This is a genomic window from Staphylococcus sp. CoH_129_LAB_1 (genome assembly GCF_058191515.1).
This window is the reverse complement of sequence record NZ_JBXWKZ010000014.1, coordinates 22,602-41,887: the sequence shown is the minus strand read 5'-3', so window position 1 is coordinate 41,887 and position 19,286 is coordinate 22,602. Positions and strand designations below refer to the sequence as shown.

Below are 19,286 nucleotides of genomic sequence, written 5' to 3'. Positions count from 1 at the left end.
TAACTCTATTATAAATAAAAAAGCCCGACATTGACATCGTCGGACCTTATAAACCAAAATAACTTATACCAATCAATATTAAAAAGAAAATGATGGCTAACACAATTGTTAATCTATGCAAGAATAAATCGACGCCACGTTGTTTTTGCTTACCAAATAACTGTTCAGCGCCCCCGCTAATCGCACCCGAAAGTCCATTACTTTTACTTTCTTGGAGTAATACAACAGTAATTAATGCAATACAATCAATAATTAATAAGACTATAAATAATGTATGCATGAAAATTGTCCTCCGTTCATTATATACGTTTGGAATTATAACATATTCTTAATATAGTTATCAAACACTATCGATTAAATGTACTCTTACGCACAATTGAAATAATTAACATATATATTGCTAATATTGCTGAACCAATCACGACGATTAAAATAGGTAAAATAAATATAACCGATTTTGCTTCAATAATAGCATTTAATACCATTGTTAAGTTGACAAGTGTAAATAATACATTTGATACATATACGGCAAACATAAACCACCAAAGATATTTATGTCGATTCCATAAAGCAATCACTCCAGCTAAGTATGCAAGAATATACATAATGCCTGTATATCTAAAACTATTTAAAATGTTATCTACTGCACTATTCGTTGCTTTTTGATGAGCTTGTGTCAATAGTGTTTGAGCGGTTTGAGCATCTAAAGCAATAAAATTATGGATAATTAATAATACACAAAATATAAGCGAACTATATCCAATCAATTGACCAGCAATACGTTCACGATTAAGTTGTTGCTTCATCTTCAATTCTCCTTCTTTCAGTTACAGGCTTATTATATCAGTTTCATTAATGAAGTTAAATCTTACACCTCTATGCTCTTATTTAAGACTTTTTTTAATAAAAAAAGCCTGCCATAGACTCAACTCTATGACAGGCAAGCGCGTGAACTCTATTAACTTTAGTAAATTACTAAAATTATTTATCTAAATTGTAGAAAGATTTAATTCCATCAAATTTTGCTGTTTCAAATAATTCATCTTCAATACGTAATAATTGATTATATTTCGCAATACGATCTGTTCTTGATAATGAACCAGTTTTAATTTGACCAGCATTTGTTGCAACTGCAATATCAGCAATTGTTGTATCTTCAGTTTCACCAGAACGGTGAGATACTACTGCAGTGTATCCAGCTTTTTGAGCCATTTCAATAGCATCAAATGTTTCAGTTAATGTACCAATTTGGTTTACTTTGATTAAGATTGAATTACCAATACCTTGTTCAATACCTCTAGAAAGGATTTCAGTATTAGTTACGAATAAATCGTCACCTACTAATTGAACTTTATCACCGATACGATCAGTTAATTGTTTCCAACCGTCCCAGTCATTTTCATCCATACCATCTTCAATAGTAATAATTGGATATTTACCAATTAATTCTTCTAAGTAGTCAACTTGTTCAGCTGCGCTACGTTTCGCACCATGTTCACCTTCGAATTTAGTGTAGTCATAAACACCTTCTTCGTAGAATTCAGATGAAGCGCAGTCAAATCCTAAGAATACATCTTCCCCTGGTTTGTAACCAGCTTTTTCAATTGCTTTGATGATTGTTTCTACTGCATCTTCAGTACCATCAAATTTAGGAGCGAAACCACCTTCGTCACCTACAGCAGTTTCTAATCCACGTTCACTTAAAATTGATTTTAAGTTATGGAAGATCTCAGCGCCCCAACGTAATGCTTCTTTAAATGATTCAGCACCAGTTGGTAAAATCATAAATTCTTGGAATGCAATTGGTGCATCTGAGTGAGAACCGCCATTAACAATGTTCATCATTGGAACTGGTAATTGTTTACCATTAAATCCACCTAGATATTTGTATAAAGGTTGACCTAATAAATCTGCTGCAGCACGTGCAACCGCGATAGATACGCCTAAAATAGCGTTAGCACCTAATTTACCTTTGTTAGGTGTTCCGTCTAATTGAATCATCATTTTATCAATTGATACTTGATCTAAAACTGAAAATTCACCTTCAACAATTTCTGGAGCGATAATTTCGTTTACATTTTCAACAGCTTTTGTAACACCTTTACCGCTATAACGTGATTTATCTCCATCACGTAATTCAACTGCTTCGTGTTCACCTGTAGAAGCACCTGAAGGTACTAATGCACGACCAAAAGCACCACTTTCAGTTAAAACTTCAACTTCAACTGTTGGGTTACCACGTGAGTCTAACACTTCGCGAGCATAAACGTCTGTAATAATTGGCATATTAATAATCTCCTTTAAATTTAGATTCTTTTATTATTATAACTATTTTTTGTTACTTAATAAAATATTTATACTAAGATGACTTAATATTAAATAATAATATTAAATCATCTTATCATTTACAGCTTTACTAATGTTTAATTAAAGATTCACCAGACATGTCTGAAGGTTGTTCAACATTTAATAAGTCTAGTAATGTTGGTGCTAAGTCACCTAAACGACCTGTTTCACGTAATGTCACGCCTTCTTTAGTAACGATTACTGGAACTGGGTTTGTAGTATGCGTAGTCATAGGTTGATCATCGTCAGTTAAAACTTGATCTGAGTTACCATGGTCAGCAGTAATAATTGCATAACCATCCATATCCAAGATTTTATCAACCACTTCACCTAAGCATTCGTCTACTGCTTCAATTGCTTTGATTGTCGGTTCAAGCATACCGCTATGACCTACCATGTCAGGGTTAGCAAAGTTTAAAATAATTAAATCTAAATCACCTTTGTCTAACTCTTCTAATAATGCATCTTTAACTTCGTATGCACTCATTTCAGGTTTTAAATCATACGTAGCAACTTTAGGTGAATCAATTAAGCGTCGACGTTCCCCTTCAAATTCTTCGTTACGTCCACCACTCATGAAATAAGTAACATGTGGATATTTTTCAGTCTCTGCAATACGTAATTGTTTTAAATTATTATTTTGAGCGACTTCACCAATTGTATTAGTTAAGTCAATTTTCTCAAATACAACTTCTGCATCAACATTATCATTATATTTAGTAAACGTTGCATAGAATAAATCATTTACACGTTCAACTTTAAAGCCATCAAATGCTTTATTTGTAAATATTTCAGATAATTGTGCAGCTCTATCAGGACGGAAATTGAAGAAGATAACAGCATCTCCATCTTGAACACCTTCATTTTGTCCTTCCACTATGAATGGTTCAACAAATTCATCAGTGACATCATTTGCATAATTCGCTTCTACCCCTTCTTTAGCACTAGCATAAGAAGGTCCATCGAAATTGCGAATAGCATTATAAGCTTTTTCTTCACGATCCCAACGTTTATCACGATCCATTGCGTAATAACGACCTGAGATTGATGCGAATTGACCTACACCAAGTTCTTTAAATTTAGCTTCTGTTTCTTCAATGTATTTAATAGCTGATTTTTGGTCTACATCACGGCCATCTAAAAATGCATGTACATAAACTTTATCTAGACCTTTTTGTTTAGCAAGTTCTAATAATGCAAATAAATGTTTGTAATGACTGTGAACACCACCATCTGAAAGTAAGCCAAATACATGTAATGCAGAATCGTGTTCTTTAACGTGTTGTGTCGCTTTTCCTAACACTTCGTTTTCGTAGAAATCACCATCTTCAATGGATTTATTAATACGAGTTAAACTTTGATAGACAATACGACCTGCACCTATATTCATATGACCTACTTCAGAGTTACCCATTTGGCCTTCAGGAAGGCCAACATCTAAACCACTTGCTTCAATTTGAGTAGTAGGATATTTACTATAATAACGATCGAAATTAGGCTTATTCGCTTGTTTTACTGCATTACCATGTTCACTTTCACGGTTAGCAAAACCATCTAAAATAATTAATGCTGTTGGTTGTTTAGTCATAATTATTTAGCACCTTCTAACAATTGTACAAAATCATCTACTTTAAGTGATGCACCACCAACTAAAGCACCATCGATATCTGATTGAGCCATGTATTCTTTTACATTATTTGGTTTAACACTACCACCATATTGAATACGAGTTGTATCAGCTACATCTTGGCTTGACACGTCAGCTACTGTTTTACGTACTTGTGCACACATTTCGTTTGCATCTTCTGAAGTAGCTGATTTACCAGTTCCGATTGCCCAAATTGGTTCATAAGCAATGACAACTTCTTTAAGTTGTTCTTCTGATAAGCCTTTTACTGCTTCTTTTACTTGGTTGCTTACTACTTCGTTAGCTTTGCCATTTTCTCTTTCTTCATCTGTTTCACCAACACAAATAATTGGTGTCATTCCATGATTAAATACTGCATGTGCTTTTTTATTCACATCTTCATCAGTTTCATGGAATAATTCACGACGTTCTGAATGTCCAATAACGACATATTTAACACCTAAGTCAGCTAATGCCACTGGAGAAGTTTCTCCTGTAAATGCACCATTATCTTCAAAGTAAGTGTTTTGAGCACCAATTTTTAATCCTTTTGCTTTGCCATCATTCACTAAAGAAATTAATGCATCTAATTGAATGGTTGGCGCACAAATTACTGATTCAACTTCTTTTTCATCAGGTAATGTAGGTAAATTATTTACAAAGTCTTTAGCTTCTTGAACTGTTTTATTCATTTTCCAGTTACCAGCTATGATTGGTTTTCTCATTATTGACACTCCTATTATTAGTAAATTTAAAATTAATTATAATATTAACGTTCTTTCATTGTTTTCCCACGAAGAGGATAAAAGAAACATTCTTATTATTCAAATAAATATTATTTATTGTTAATCGCTTTAATACCAGGTAATTCTTTACCTTCAAGGTATTCTAGTGATGCACCGCCACCAGTTGAAATATGAGTGAAATCATCTTCAAATCCTAGTGAAATTGCAGCTGCTGCTGAATCGCCACCACCAATAATTGTAATTGCATCCTCTAAGTTAGCAATTGCTTTACATACACCAATTGTTCCTTTAGCAAAATTACTAAATTCAAATACACCCATAGGTCCATTCCATACTACTGTATGAGCACCTTGTAATTCTTTAGTAAATAATTCTACTGTTTTTGGTCCAATATCCATTGCTTCTTGGTCACTTGGAATTTCATCAGTAGATACTTCAGTAATTTTAGCATCATTTGAAAACTCTTTAGCTATTTTACAATCGACAGGTAATACAATTTGATCACCATTTTTTTCTAAAAGTTCTTTAGCAAAGTCGATTTTATCTTCTTCTAATAGAGATAGACCAATTTCTTTGCCTTGTGCTTTTAAAAATGTATATGCCATACCGCCACCGATAAGAATTTTATCAGCAATATTCACTAAATTTTTAATAACACCAATTTTGTCAGATACTTTAGCACCACCTAAAATAGCCACAACTGGTTTATGTGGATCATTTACCACACCGCCGATAAATTTAATTTCTTTTTCCATTAGGTAGCCTGCAGCTGTTTCTAAATGAGTAGAAATACCAACATTTGAAGCATGCTCACGGTGTGCAGTACCAAATGCATCATTTACAAACACATCACCCAATGATGCCCAATATTTACCTAATTCAGGATCATTTTTAGATTCTTTTTTACCATCTAAATCTTCAAAACGAGTATTTTCAACTAATAATACATCGCCTTCATTTAAGTTTTTAATTGCAGATTCAAGTTTTTCACCACGTGTTTCTGGAACAAACACAACTTCTTTACCTAACTTTTCAGTTAATGCATCTGCTACTGGTTTTAAAGTTAACTCTTTCTTATCACTTTCTTCTTTAACTTTACCTAAGTGAGAGAATAATACTAATTTACCGCCTTGTTCTAAAATATATTTAATTGTTGGTAAGGCTTGAACAATACGGTTATCATTGGTAATTTCACCATTTTTTATAGGTACATTAAAGTCAGCACGTTCAAGTACAACTTTCCCTTTTAAGTCTAAATCAGAAACAATTTTTTTCGCCATTATAATTTCCTCCTTTAAATAGGAATTATTAATATAAAAATAAGCGGAGAAGCGTTAGTGCTCCCCGCTTACTCATAAGCTAACTTAATTTAACATTTTATACAAGTGTACTGAGCACAAGTTGTTATTAAACTAGGCTACGAAATTATTTAGTTAATTCAGCTAAATATTCTAAAGTACGTACTAATTGAGAAGTATAAGACATTTCGTTGTCATACCAAGCAGCTACTTTAACTAATTGTTTACCACCAACTGAGATTACACGAGTTTGAGTTGCATCAAATAATGAACCAAAGTTCATACCAACAACATCTGATGATACGATTTCATCTTCAGTGTAACCGAATGATTCGTCAGCAGCATTTTTCATTGCTTTGTTAATATCTTCAACTGTAACGTCTTTTTCTAATACAGCTGTTACTTCAGTTAATGAACCAGTAGCTACTGGTACACGTTGTGCTCCACCGTCTAATTTACCATCGATTTCAGGAATTACTTTACCGATAGCTTTAGCTGCACCTGTTGAGTTAGGTACGATGTTTTGTGCTGCTGCACGTGCACGACGTTTGTCACCTTTTCTGTGTGGACCATCTTGAGTCATTTGGTCACCAGTGTAAGCGTGGATAGTTGTCATTAAACCTTCAACAATACCAAATTCATCATTTAAAACTTTAGCAACTGGCGCTAATGAGTTTGTAGTACATGAAGCACCTGATACTACTGTTTCAGATCCATCTAAATCTTTGTGGTTTGTGTTAAATACGATGGTTTTAACATCACCTTTTGCTGGAGCAGAAATTAATACTTTTTTAGCTCCTGCATTAATGTGTGCTTCAGCTTTTTCTTTTTCTGTATAGAAACCAGTACATTCTAATACTACGTCGATATTTAAATCGCCCCATGGTAATTTACTTGCATCTGGTTCTTCAAAAGATTTAACTTCTTTACCATTTACACGGAAACCACCTTCAACAACTTCTACGTCTCCGTTAAAACGACCTTGCATAGTGTCATATTTTAATAAATGCGCTAACATTTCGTCGTCTGTTAAGTCGTTTACTGCAACTACTTCAATACCTTCTACGTCTTGAATTCTTCTGAATGCTAAACGACCAATTCTACCAAAACCGTTAATTGCTACTTTTACTGCCATTATAATGGCCTCCTTTAAAATGATATTTAAAAAGTTAAATAACTTTTTATTCCTTATTTAATATTACTTTAGCTGCTGCTTCATCAGTAATTAATACTGTATTTTTTGGTGCAATACTGAGATATGCTTTGATAGCTTCTCCCTTAGACATGCCGCCAGCAACAGCATATATAAAATCTTTGCTTTCTAAATCTTCAAGTTGTAATCCAATTGTTTTTACTTTTTGAACTACATGACCTTGAGCGTCAAAATAATATCCGAAAGCTTCTCCGACGGCTTGATGATGTTGAAGTTTTTCAATTACCTCATCAGACGATTGTCTACGATGCGCCATCTTCAGCGCATCACCAATACCGTGTATTGTTATATTTGCTTGTTTAATCTTTTCTAATGTGTGCACAACTGAGGGTTCCATCAATAACGTATTATATGTTGATTCACTTACGTTATCTGGTACATATAACGTGGTATAATATCCGCCACTTTGTTGCGCCATACTTGCTGCAATTGTATTTGCTTGATACACCATATTTTCACCAAGACCGCCACGTGCAGGAACAAAAAACACATTAAATGGTAATAAATGCATCGCTCGGCTAACATTAGCCATTGTTGATCCACCCGTCACTGATACAATTGCATCTTCATACAGTATATCTTCTAGTAAATGACCTGCTTGTCTACCCATCTCAGACTTAACTTCTTCATGCATATCAGCATTTCCAGGTATGACATATACTTCCTTGATTCCAAAGTTGTTCTTAATATGTTTAGCATAATGATTATCATCTTTATACACTTTAAAGTAATCACTTAATTGATTAAGTACTTTCGTACCTTCCTCAGTGATTTCCATACCAGTTGATTTTACTTGTATAAGATTTTGCTTTTTTAACATATCTGTTTCTGTTCTTAAGACTCTTTCTGTAATATCCATATGTTCGCTCAAACTTCTGCGTCCTACAGGTTCATTATTTGAAATTGTCGTTAAGATAGAAAATCGTCGATACATTTTATCAATTAAGTCAGGAACCAACTTTTGTTGAAGTTTAATCAGGTCTTTCACTACTACCTTCCTCCTATTTTTCTCAAAAGGTAATCGAGAGTTAGAGAAGGTTTGACTTTTTTTGTCCCACCTGGGACAAAATTCAACCTCTTTACAATTGCAATACTACTATTGTCGTTATAAAAAAGCAAGCAAAAACCTTTATTATTTTAAATAATCTACTAATCATTTGAAATAGGGTATAGTAAATGCAATACAATTAAATTCTTAAGCCTTTCAAAACATATAAATTGAAATTACCTAGATAGGAGGAAACGCTTTGAAATATAAAGACAATAAGGATGTTGAAGTTATAGATCCTTCTGATAATAGATATAAAGATGAGAATTATTTTAAAAGAGAACAAGACTATCGCGACATGTCTAAAAATTACAATACAATACGATATCACTATGGTTGTGGTTGTCCTTTTGGTTGTTTTTCTTCTATTTTTATATCAATTATTCTTTCGATTATCTTAACATTCTTACTTAATTGGATGTTTTAGTAAAAAACCTAGGTAATCATACACATATAGATAAAATGTGTATATACCTAGGTTTTTTACTATTCGTCTGAAGATTTTTGAGATTGTTGTGTATTACTTTTTGTTTCTGAATTTGTTGAACTAGATGATTTTGTTGTTGATTGCGCATTGGATGGTTGCATCGTTGATTCTTGTTTCTTTGTTTCTTGCGTTCGCTGGGCCTGTGATGATTGATTTGTGTTAGATTGTTCTTGTGTAGTAGTACCGTTATTATTTGATCTATTTTGAGATGTTTCAGTCGAAGTATTGGCATGAGAAGACTGACTTGATTGAGTATTTTCAGTTGATTTATCTGTTTGTTCTTGCGTTGCCTTTTCTTCTGTTTGTGAGTCTTCTTTTTGTTGAGCACTTTGAGTTTTTATATTAGATTGTTCTGTAGGTGTCTCCTTAGAAGCTTGTTGTGTTTGTGTTGTTTTATCTTGATTAGTAGGTTTTACTTTTGTTGAGTTACTTTGCTCTTTAGAGAAGTTATCAACTGAACTTGGATTTTTTACATTATCTAATTTATCTTCTTCACTATTATTTGTATTTCTTTCACTTGTTGCATATTCTTGCGTACTTTCTTCGTTCTTTTTATCATTTTTACTATCTTTGTCCTTATTTTTTTTAGTATCTTTGTCTTTCTTATCTTTATGTTCTTCCGTCGACTGATGACTTAAACGTTCATTGGCTCTATTTGAATTATCTACGTAGGCAAAAATTGCAAACACTAATCCACCAATTAAAAGAAGCACAATAATTGCACTAATTATTTTAGAAATGCCACTCATTTTTTTCTTTTCCGGTGCTTTATAGTCTTTAAGATTTTTACTTTTTTTAGACATGGACTCCCTCACTTCTTAATTATCTATTCATCCTTAAATACAGCAATCTATTTTACACTATTCCTTTTAAATAATATTAAAGATATTTAAACCCATATATAAATGTAATACTCATTCAATTATATATGATAACATCATATATGAATAACTAACACTATCAATATTAAGTAACTTTTGGAGTGACAAAATGAAAAAAGATACATTTAATACCTTATTTAAAGATCATTCAAGTTCAAGTAATAAAATTAAATCTATGATGTTAAGCAATGATGATTTTGATGAAAGTAAAGATTCAAGATTTGATATATTGGTTGGTATTTTAATTCCTATAATCATTTTATTCTTAATCTTATTTATAAAGTAATATAATAGAAATATGAAATAAGATAGGACTTATTTATAGTAAATCTGACTTTCTATGCCAAATTATAATCAAACTTACTTTCAATTCAACCGTTTCCTATTACTATATAAAAAGAGTCTGAGACAACCTTTTATATTATGTCACAGACTCTCACTACTAAAGGGAAGTAAAATGCTTTCATTTTGTATATTAAGGGTATAAACATACTCATTAGGTAATATACTATTATCTATGGCGAAGGTATACTTATATTATAACTAAATTTGGGTAGATTTAATCTCAGTATCTTCTAAAGTTAATGACATATTATTGAATAAATCATGAATGTTTTTTTGAACGTCTTTCTTTGGATTTTCATTAAAAATTTATTTTCTTTATAAAAATAAAAACGAGGTGTTAGAATATGAAACAATTTTTAATTACTGGTGGAACCGGAATGGTAGGCAGTCACTTAGTGAATGAAATTAAAAAAAGAGAGGCACATATTACAATTTTAACTCGTAGTGATAAACAAAGTGATGAGCCTAAGATTACGTATGTTAACTGGTCTAAAAAAGGGTGGGAAAAACAAGTACCGGATATTGATGTAGTTATTAATTTAGCAGGGGCAACATTAAATAAACGTTGGACATCTTCTTATAAACAAACGATTATGACAAGTCGTATTCAGTCGACTGAGTCTTTAGTTTATTTATTTGAACAACGAACGCATAAACCTGAAGTACTTTTTAATGCGAGTGCCATGGGTTATTATCCTCCTAGTTCATATCGAACTTACACAGAACAATATCAAACACTTCCGTTTGATTTCCTATCAGATGTCGTTTATCAATGGGAACGATTTGCTCATCGTTTTGAAAATTTTGGTACACGTGTCGTATTAGGAAGATTTAGTATGATTTTATCTTCTGAAGGAGGCGCACTTCAAACAATGAAATTACCTTATAAATTCTATGTAGGAGGCAAATTAGGTTCTGGCCGTCAATGGTATTCATGGATTCATATAGATGATTTAGTACGTGCGATTTTATTTACAATTGACGAACCAAAAGCTAAAGGTCCTTTTAATATGGCGTCTCCAATTCCTGAACGCCAAAATTTATTTGGATATACACTTGGACGTACTATGCATAAACCACATGAAACATGGGTGCCATCATTAATTATGCGTGCTGTACTAGGAGAAATGTCAACAGTAGTTCTTGATACTCAAAAAGTCTTACCTAATAAATTAGAAGCATTAGGTTTTAATTTTAGATATAATAATTTAAAAGTTGCACTTGAAGACTTAATTAACGAATAGTAATTGGAGATTTAGTAATGAATGACAATAAATTAACGTATATCCTACTTCTTATTGCTAGTATATTTTTAATTTTAAATGGCGTCTTTGCTTTCGAAAAAAATATCACTATGATACTTTTATCTTTTTTATTTATTATTGTAGGTTTAATACTAGGTTTTGTAGCTATACAATATCTATTAAAAACTATAAAATCATAAAAAAGGAAGAGCATCAATGCTCTTCCTTTTTACGTATTAAAAAATTAATTTACATATCTTCAGGTTGCATTACTTGATCAATTAAACCATATTCTTTTGCTTCATCAGCAGTTAAGAAATTATCACGATCAGTATCTTTTTGAATTTTTTCAATGCTTTGACCTGTACGTTCAGCTAAAATACGATTTAATTTTTCACGTGTTTTTAAAATATGATTAGCAGCAATTTCGATTTCTGTTGCTTGTCCTTGAGCGCCACCTAATGGTTGATGGATCATAACTTCAGCATTTGGTAATGCAAAACGTTTACCTTTTGCACCTGCTGCTAATAAGAATGATCCCATTGAAGCAGCCATACCAATACAAATTGTTTGTACATCTGGCTTAATATGTTGAATTGTATCGTAAATCGCAAATCCTGCTGTTACACTACCACCTGGAGAGTTAATATATAAATAAATATCTTTTTCAGAATCTTGAGCTTGTAAGAATAATAATTGTGATACAATTGAATTTGCAACGTTATCATCAATTGCTGAGCCTAACATGATAATGCGGTCTTTTAATAGACGAGAATAAATATCATATGCGCGTTCACCGCGATTTGTTGTTTCAATAACTGTAGGAATTAAATTCATTATATTTCCTCCTTGTAATTAACTGTTATATTTATTTTACAATAAAAGTCAAAAATGGTCAAAAATATTACCTTCATATTCATTTGACGTTTCTCTTTATATTTTTATACACTATTCATATATTCAAATTGTACTGTTAATTATACGTTTAGTACAGAAATTAGTTTTTAATATACTCCTCGTAGTGTAATGGATAGCACGTAAGATTCCGGTTCTTAAAATAGAGGTTCGATTCCTCTCGAGGGGGCTAATGATTATTAAAAAATAGGGTGAAACGTTATATGATTGTTTCATCCTATTTTTTAAAACATTTTAATTTTATAATTCGATTTTCTCTCCACTTCGAATTTTATCAGCCAATTCATTTAATTTTCTTAAGCGATGATTTACTCCTGATTTAGATATAGGCCCATTTGATACCATTTCTCCTAATTCTTTTAAAGAAATTTCTTGATGTTCTATTCGTAATTTTGCAATTTCTCTTAAACGATCAGGCAAGTTATCTAAACCTATTTCTTCGTCAATTAATTGAATGCTTTGTACTTGCTTCATAGCTGCACTCACGGTTTTATTTAAATTAGCAGTTTCACAGTTCACTAGTCTATTGACAGAATTTCTCATATCTCTCACTATTCTTACATCTTCAAATTTTAATAGAGCTTGGTATCCCCCTATCAAACTTAAAAACTCAGAAATTTTTTCCGCTTCTTTCAAATAAGAGATACTCCCTTTTTTTCGTTCTAAATGCTTAGCATTCAATCCATAGCTATTCATTAGTTTAGTTAATCCTTCAGCATGTCCTTCATATTGAGAAAAAATTTCTAAATGATAGGAAGAGGTTTCCGGATTATTTACTGATCCACCCGCTAAAAATGCGCCTCTTAAATAGCTCCTACGCATCTCATCATCTTTAATCATACTCGCATCAATATCATGAACAAAAATACCATTTTTTAAAATACCTAATTCATCAAGTATTTCTTTAGCGCGTACCTTTGTACGACAAATATAGATATTATTCTTTTTTAATTTCATTTTTTTTCGTACTAATATTTCTACTTCTACATTAAAAATTCGCTTAATTAATGAATATATCCTTCGAGCCGTAGTCGCATTTTCAGTTTGAACATTAATTACAAATTGTTGATTAGATAAACTGAGTGCGCCGTTCATCCGAATCAAAGCGCTAAGTTCAGCCTTAGCATTACTTTCATCAACTTCAATACGGGTCAATTCATTTTTCATATCTGATGCAAAACTCATTGATATCGCCTCCTTTTCTCATCATCATTATTATATGTAATTAACATCTCAAAATATATGAAACTCTATATCAAATTATTTTTAAATTCATTAAAATTTAATACATTTAATTTATTTTTTAGGTTTAAATTGAATTGTACTTGTTAATTCAAGTGCTAAATCATATACAAGTTGAGCAAGAACCTTTGTATTATGACGAACAAGTACTTTATCATAAACCTCTACAAGATTTTTAGAAGTAATAATTTTAATATTATTTTCTGTTAATTTTATTTTATTCGTATTTACAGGATGAGCATTACGTTCTTTATATCGTTGAAGAATCTGTTCATCAAATGCATCATTACTACAAATAACATAATCAATAAATGGTTCTCCAGCATGTTGATGAATAGCTTTAATATGATCGTAGACATCATAATCATTTGTTTCTCCAGGTTGAGTCATAATATTAGAAATATATAATTTTGGTGCTTGTGAACTTAATATTGCTTTAGAAATACCTTCAATACACAAATTTGAAATTACACTCGTATATAGTGAACCAGGACCTAGAACAATTAAATCCGCTTCTTGTAAAGCATCAATAGCTTCCTGCATGGGTTCTACATTAGATGGTTCTAAATAGACACGTCGAATTTTTTTGTTTTTTTTAGGTATTTTAGATTCACCTTTAACAATCTCACCATCTTCTAATACCGCATTTAACATAACGTTAGTATTGGTAGATGGAATCACTTTTCCTTTAATGTTTAAAATTTTACTTAATTCTTTCACTGCATGACCAAAGTCATTTTTTATATTTGTGAGTGCTGCAAGTAATAAATTACCTAATGAGTGACCTTCAATTTGATGTTCTTCAAAACGATACTGAAATAATTCTTCTAGAATAGGTTCCGCATCACTTAGCGCTGCAATGACATTTCTAATATCTCCTGGAGCAGGAATAGACATTTCATCTCTAATTTTACCTGTACTACCGCCATCATCTGCAACTGTAACAATAGCAGTGATATCTATTGGATATTCTCGTAACCCTCTAGCTAGTACTGAGAGTCCCGTGCCTCCTCCGATTAGTACTACTTTCAACTGTTTCATTTCTTCACGCCACTTTCAATATGTGCATCTCTATGATGAACATACACATTATAATCAAATATATCATTTAACTCTTCTCCGATACGCTTAGCTAAGGCTACAGAGCGATGTTGTCCTCCTGTACAGCCTATTGCAATAACCAGTTGTGATTTACCTTCTTTTTTATAACCTGGAATCATAAAAATAAGTAGGTCCATTAATTTTTCAAAGAAAGTTTCAGTTTCTTTCCATTTCATCACATAATTATAAACAGGTTCATCTTCTCCAGTCATTGGTCTCAAGTCTTCTACATAATATGGATTAGGTAAAAAGCGTACATCAAATACTAAATCAGCATCTTTTTGAATACCATGTTTAAATCCAAAACTAGTTACATTAATACTAAATGAATTTATTTTTTCATCGGCGAAACGACATTTGATTCTTTCTTTTAATTCTTTAGGCTTTAACTCTGTAGTGTCAATAGTGTAGTTCGCTATTGACCTAATATTTGAAAGCAATTGTTGTTCTTCGAGAATAGAATCAATTAAAGACATTTGTCCATTTTGATTTAAAGGGTGCGCTCTACGTGATTCTTTATATCTAGAAATTAATTTTTCAGTTGTAGCTTCTAAAAACATAACATCTACAATCACATCATTACGCGTTTTAATTGCATCAATTTCATCCACAAGTGATTTAAATAACTCTTTACCTCTTAAGTCAATGGCAATTGCTACTTTTTGAAGTGACGGATTACCTTGTTCCATTAATTCCACCAATTTAGGTAGTAATATAGGTGGTAAATTATCTACACAGAAAAAACCAATATCTTCTAAACATTGAATAACTAATGATTTACCAGCACCAGACAGTCCTGTAACAACTAATAGTTCACTTTTACTCATTTCATCATTTATTTGATTAACCATTCTAAGCACCATCCATTTAAGCGTACATATATTTATATAACATCATAGCATATATTTTTATCTTAATAACAATTTGTATCAACTGTTGCTACTAAGAAAAAAGCTAGCAATAATTCTTCTATAAAGAAGTAATTATTCTAGCTTTAATCAATGCCTTAAGCTTCCTCTTTGTCTTTTAACTCTTCAATATAATCAATTGCACTTTGTGCAGCAATACTACCATCACCAGTAGCAGTTACGATTTGACGTAATCCTTTATCTCTCACATCTCCAGCAGCAAAAATTCCTGGTACAGAAGTAGTCATATCATCTTTTGTAATAATATAGCCCATATCATTTGTAATACCCAAATTATTAAATGGCGCAGTTAAAGGTTTCATACCAATGTAAATAAATACACCGTCTGCATCTAACGTTTGTTCAGAAGCATCTTTTGTTGAAACTAAGGTTACAGAACCTACTTTTCCATCTTGTTCATTAATTGATTTCAATGTATGACTCCAAATAAAATCAATTTTTTCATTTTTAAAGGCACGATCTTGTAGAATTTTTTGGGCTCTTAATTCATCTCTACGATGAACAATTGTTACTTTGTCAGCGAATTTAGTAAGAAATGCGCCTTCTTCTACCGCTGAATCGCCCCCTCCAATAACAAATATATTTTTATTTTTAAAGAATGCACCATCACATACTGCACAATAACTTACACCACGGCCGCCTAATTCTTGTTCACCCGGTACACCAATTTTTTTATATTCTGCACCTGTTGAAATAATCACTGCTCTAGCTGTTATTGTTTTATTTCCTAGATTAATCACTTTATGATCGCCATTATCTTCAATTGATTTAATATCTCCATATTGATAAGAAGCGCCAAACTTTTTCGCATGTTCAAACATTTTTGTAGATAAATCAGGGCCCGTAATCATTTCAAAACCTGGGAAATTTTCAACTTCTTCCGTATTTGCCATTTGTCCTCCAGGCATTCCACGTTCAATCATCACTGTGCTTAGGTTTGCACGTGATGCATAAACTGCAGCAGTCATTCCAGCTGGTCCAGCCCCAATTATCGCAACATCAAAATCTACTTCGTTCATTTTTATGCCTCCTACGTTTATATTAATATGCGCATTATATAGTATTATTTTCATTTCATAAATTTATATGCTCAATAGTTTATCAATTGCATTATCTAATTTATATCTTGTAGTATCAAAAATTTCAATAATTTTCTTTTTAGTTATATGTTTTTTGTAGTAACGATAATATAAATAAACATGTGCTGCAATATATCTATTTAATTCTTTAAAATTAACACCGTCAGCGATTAAAGCTTCTCCTTTATCAATCCAACTGACAAATAATTCTGTATCAAACGATAGTTCTTCAACATCGTAGATTTTCTTTAAACCTCTATGAATAAAGTCAAGCTTATTTAAATGTAAACCTTGAACTAAATAAGTTAAATATAATTTTTCATAGTCATTCATATTTTCTAATACTGCCCAAATATCTTCGGTCATTAGTATTTCTTTTCCATTTAGCTGATTTAATAAAAATACGCCATATAATCTATAATGACTATCGTCATCTAATAATAAAGGTAATATTTTTTGTTCAAATTTATATTTACTTTCTTCTAATACCCATGGTGCATAACCCACATCTACTTCAGAAATTTGTAATAATTTATCCCAAAATAATTTACTTTGTTCTTTATTTCCTAAGTAATAATAATTGTAACTTAAAGCATTAAACATTTGAATTGAGACAAATTTACCTTTCTTATATAAAGGATATAAAAGTTGTTGAGACGCTTTGTACTGTTTAAGATAACTTAGTACAATACCTAATTTAAAGCTTTCGTCTTCATTCATCGGTATCACTTTATTTAATATTTTTATATATTTGTGATACTTCTCTGTTTCATTGGTATTATACAATAGCAACGTATAATGACATAATGCATGTACATCCGAATTATCTTCAGCAAGCAATGTTTCAAATAATTCTTTAGCGATCTCATATTCACTTAAATAAAGATAACACATTGCTAGTAAATTTCTAATAACGCGATGCGACTGTATATCATCGTTTTGTTTTAAAATATAGGTTCGTGCTTCTTGTAAACGTCCTTGACCGAATAAATATTGAAATAATAATTGAACTGCAAATAATTGTGCTTCCTTTTCAATTTTATTTTCTTCAACATATGACACTTCGAACATTTTTTCTAATTCTTCTCTAAAAGAATAATCATTTGATAAAACTACATAATTAATACCAAACAAGAAAGCCTTGTTTGGCTCATTAAGTTTAATATTCAATTGACTCAATTGATAGTAACTTTCTGATACATTATAATCATTTACAATACTCTCATAAAACATTTTTTCTGCTTTTTTATTCAAATTCAATTCTTTTAAACAATCCGCATACTTAAGTTTTATATCAAAATCTTCAGGTGACAAATCAAGCACATTTTTATAATATTCAGCTGCTTTTCTATAATTTTTCTGTTTATATTTTTGATCTGCCATCTTTCGATAAAAATTTTCATCAAAAGTCATTGGAATAATTTTTTGATCCTTACGTGCCATGCTTTGTCACCTCTTTCTTATTTATCATGGATTTGCATGGGGTTTCCAAAAGCAATCGTATCATTTGGAACATCTTTAGAAACGATAGTGCCTGCTTTAATAATAACGTTATGACCTATTTTCACCCCAGGCAAAATAGTCACATTCGCTCCAATTAAAGTTTGAGAACCAATATCTACTCGTCCATAACGATACTCATTTACTAAAATTTCATGCGTTAATATTGTTGTATTATAACCAATAACAGTATTACTGCCAATAGATATTAACTGAGGATGAAAAATATCAGGCATCACCTTATAGGCAAATGCAGTCCGTTTCCCAATTGACATCTTCAAAAAATGAATATAAATGTATCTTTTTATATTTAAAAAAGGAATAAATCGACTCACTTCTATTATCAATGTATTTTTTAAAACTTTAGAAAAACGAACAAATTGGTAAATACGCCATAATGGATTAATGGATTGTTTATTAATAATGGTTAATCGTCTCATTATTTCACTTTCACTCTTGAATTCCAAGTTAATGGTCCGGCATTTTTATAAATAGCAGGTTGATATTTTATTCGACGAGAGATAATTAAAGTGATACCAATAATAATTAAAATAACTGAAACAAGTTGAGCTACGCGAATATGACTTGTTAACATTAAACTATCTGTTCGTAATCCTTCAACGAAAAATCGTCCTATTGAATACCAAATAAGATATAATGAAAATGTTTCTCCAACACGTAGATGCTTTCTAAGTGTAATTAATATAATAAATCCAAGTACATCCCAAATTGATTCATACAGAAAAGTAGGGTGATAGTATACACCTTCAATATACATATTTCGAATAATAAATTCTGGAATATGTATATTTTCTAGAAATGTTCTTGATACTGGTCCACCGTGAGCTTCATGATTCATAAAATTGCCCCATCTTCCTACACCTTGAGCTAATATAATACTTGGCGCAACAATGTCTCCAATTTGGAAAGGATTGAGATTTTTTAATTTACATAGAATGATTCCAGTAATAAATCCACCTATTAGTCCACCGTGAATAGCTATCCCGCCATGCCAAATTTTAGGTATTTCTGACGGATTTTCCATGTAATAAGGCCATTGAAATATAACAAAATAAATTCTTGCAACTAGAAATCCAAAAATTGCACAATAAAAGATAATATCTACTAACGTATCTTTATGTAAGCCTATAGATTTCAAGCTTGCTTGAGCAATAAAATACCCAATCAATATCCCTACTGCAATAATAATTCCGTACCATTTTATCGATAAAGGGCCTATATCGATAGCAGTAGGATTTATATAATTCAAATTAAAAAACATATG

Annotated in this window: 21 protein-coding genes and 1 tRNA gene; 5 read left to right on the top strand and 17 right to left on the bottom strand. The window is 31.4% G+C overall.

The genetic code is table 11. The annotated features are described in order from the left end of the window. Positions 1-46 precede the first annotated feature (46 nt). The 8 genes from secG to AC2FB1_RS05855 form a co-directional block, all read right to left on the bottom strand. Entirely contained in the window at positions 47-280 is a 234-nt protein-coding gene (gene secG, locus AC2FB1_RS05890) for a preprotein translocase subunit SecG (RefSeq protein WP_490674356.1), read from the bottom strand. A gap of 67 nt (positions 281-347) precedes the next feature. Further along, positions 348-806 carry a hypothetical protein gene (locus AC2FB1_RS05885; protein ID WP_490674355.1) on the bottom strand — a complete coding sequence of 153 codons (459 nt, stop codon included), beginning with the start codon at positions 804-806 and terminating at the stop codon, positions 348-350. Positions 807-981: 175 nt separating this feature from the next. Beyond that, positions 982-2,286: a surface-displayed alpha-enolase gene (gene eno / locus AC2FB1_RS05880; protein WP_490674354.1), complete on the bottom strand. Its 1,305-nt coding sequence runs from the start codon at positions 2,284-2,286 to the stop codon at positions 982-984. A 130-nt stretch (positions 2,287-2,416) separates the two neighbouring features. Then, on the bottom strand, positions 2,417-3,934 hold the full coding sequence (gene gpmI / locus AC2FB1_RS05875) for a 2,3-bisphosphoglycerate-independent phosphoglycerate mutase (RefSeq protein ID WP_490674353.1): 1,518 nt from the start codon (positions 3,932-3,934) through the stop codon (positions 2,417-2,419). Between the two features lie 2 nt (positions 3,935-3,936). Next, complete coding sequence (gene tpiA / locus AC2FB1_RS05870; RefSeq protein WP_490674352.1) at positions 3,937-4,698, bottom strand: triose-phosphate isomerase; 762 nt, start codon at positions 4,696-4,698, stop codon at positions 3,937-3,939. A gap of 110 nt (positions 4,699-4,808) precedes the next feature. Beyond that, complete coding sequence (locus tag AC2FB1_RS05865) at positions 4,809-5,999, bottom strand: phosphoglycerate kinase (protein ID WP_490674351.1); 1,191 nt, start codon at positions 5,997-5,999, stop codon at positions 4,809-4,811. 145 nt (positions 6,000-6,144) lie between these two features. Beyond that, entirely contained in the window at positions 6,145-7,152 is a 1,008-nt protein-coding gene (gene gap, locus AC2FB1_RS05860) for a type I glyceraldehyde-3-phosphate dehydrogenase (protein WP_490674350.1), read from the bottom strand. A 46-nt stretch (positions 7,153-7,198) separates the two neighbouring features. Further along, positions 7,199-8,218 carry a sugar-binding transcriptional regulator gene (locus tag AC2FB1_RS05855; RefSeq protein ID WP_490674349.1) on the bottom strand — a complete coding sequence of 340 codons (1,020 nt, stop codon included), beginning with the start codon at positions 8,216-8,218 and terminating at the stop codon, positions 7,199-7,201. Positions 8,219-8,477: 259 nt separating this feature from the next. Between AC2FB1_RS05855 and AC2FB1_RS05850 the strand changes: the two genes are divergently transcribed. Continuing rightward, positions 8,478-8,705 (top strand): hypothetical protein, encoded by a 228-nt coding sequence (locus AC2FB1_RS05850; RefSeq protein WP_490674348.1) that lies wholly within the window; start codon positions 8,478-8,480, stop codon positions 8,703-8,705. A 59-nt stretch (positions 8,706-8,764) separates the two neighbouring features. Here AC2FB1_RS05850 and AC2FB1_RS05845 read toward each other — a convergent pair whose 3' ends face one another. Further along, positions 8,765-9,568: a hypothetical protein gene (locus AC2FB1_RS05845; protein WP_490674347.1), complete on the bottom strand. Its 804-nt coding sequence runs from the start codon at positions 9,566-9,568 to the stop codon at positions 8,765-8,767. 187 nt (positions 9,569-9,755) lie between these two features. Here AC2FB1_RS05845 and AC2FB1_RS05840 point away from each other — a divergent pair, with 187 nt between their 5' ends. The 3 genes from AC2FB1_RS05840 to AC2FB1_RS05830 all read left to right on the top strand — a co-directional run bounded on the left by AC2FB1_RS05840 (position 9,756) and on the right by AC2FB1_RS05830 (position 11,435). Beyond that, complete coding sequence (locus AC2FB1_RS05840) at positions 9,756-9,932, top strand: hypothetical protein (protein WP_490674346.1); 177 nt, start codon at positions 9,756-9,758, stop codon at positions 9,930-9,932. A 403-nt stretch (positions 9,933-10,335) separates the two neighbouring features. Beyond that, positions 10,336-11,235, top strand: coding sequence for a TIGR01777 family oxidoreductase (locus AC2FB1_RS05835; protein ID WP_490674345.1), 900 nt, complete (start codon positions 10,336-10,338; stop codon positions 11,233-11,235). A 17-nt stretch (positions 11,236-11,252) separates the two neighbouring features. After that, on the top strand, positions 11,253-11,435 hold the full coding sequence (locus AC2FB1_RS05830; RefSeq protein ID WP_490674344.1) for a hypothetical protein: 183 nt from the start codon (positions 11,253-11,255) through the stop codon (positions 11,433-11,435). Between the two features lie 49 nt (positions 11,436-11,484). Here AC2FB1_RS05830 and clpP read toward each other — a convergent pair whose 3' ends face one another. After that, complete coding sequence (clpP, locus tag AC2FB1_RS05825; protein WP_490674343.1) at positions 11,485-12,072, bottom strand: ATP-dependent Clp endopeptidase proteolytic subunit ClpP; 588 nt, start codon at positions 12,070-12,072, stop codon at positions 11,485-11,487. Positions 12,073-12,247: 175 nt separating this feature from the next. Here clpP and AC2FB1_RS05820 point away from each other — a divergent pair. Further along, positions 12,248-12,319 (top strand) — tRNA-Arg (locus AC2FB1_RS05820). A gap of 71 nt (positions 12,320-12,390) precedes the next feature. Here the strand turns inward: AC2FB1_RS05820 and whiA are convergent. The 7 genes from whiA to lgt all read right to left on the bottom strand — a co-directional run bounded on the left by whiA (position 12,391) and on the right by lgt (position 19,283). Continuing rightward, positions 12,391-13,335 (bottom strand): DNA-binding protein WhiA, encoded by a 945-nt coding sequence (whiA, locus tag AC2FB1_RS05815; protein ID WP_490674342.1) that lies wholly within the window; start codon positions 13,333-13,335, stop codon positions 12,391-12,393. Positions 13,336-13,446: 111 nt separating this feature from the next. Continuing rightward, positions 13,447-14,433 (bottom strand): gluconeogenesis factor YvcK family protein, encoded by a 987-nt coding sequence (locus tag AC2FB1_RS05810; RefSeq protein WP_490674341.1) that lies wholly within the window; start codon positions 14,431-14,433, stop codon positions 13,447-13,449. After that, on the bottom strand, positions 14,430-15,344 hold the full coding sequence (rapZ, locus tag AC2FB1_RS05805) for an RNase adapter RapZ (RefSeq protein ID WP_490674340.1): 915 nt from the start codon (positions 15,342-15,344) through the stop codon (positions 14,430-14,432). The genes AC2FB1_RS05810 and rapZ overlap by 4 nt, the downstream gene beginning before the upstream one ends. Before the next feature lie 155 nt (positions 15,345-15,499). Further along, entirely contained in the window at positions 15,500-16,441 is a 942-nt protein-coding gene (gene trxB, locus AC2FB1_RS05800) for a thioredoxin-disulfide reductase (protein WP_490674339.1), read from the bottom strand. 63 nt (positions 16,442-16,504) lie between these two features. After that, the gene (locus AC2FB1_RS05795) at positions 16,505-17,944 is read right to left on the bottom strand and encodes a tetratricopeptide repeat protein (RefSeq protein WP_490674338.1); all 1,440 of its coding nucleotides are present in this window, start codon (positions 17,942-17,944) and stop codon (positions 16,505-16,507) included. 17 nt (positions 17,945-17,961) lie between these two features. Then, positions 17,962-18,441 carry an acyltransferase gene (locus tag AC2FB1_RS05790; RefSeq protein ID WP_490674337.1) on the bottom strand — a complete coding sequence of 160 codons (480 nt, stop codon included), beginning with the start codon at positions 18,439-18,441 and terminating at the stop codon, positions 17,962-17,964. After that, positions 18,441-19,283: a prolipoprotein diacylglyceryl transferase gene (lgt, locus tag AC2FB1_RS05785; RefSeq protein ID WP_490674336.1), complete on the bottom strand. Its 843-nt coding sequence runs from the start codon at positions 19,281-19,283 to the stop codon at positions 18,441-18,443. The genes AC2FB1_RS05790 and lgt overlap by 1 nt, the downstream gene beginning before the upstream one ends. Positions 19,284-19,286: the final 3 nt, after the last annotated feature.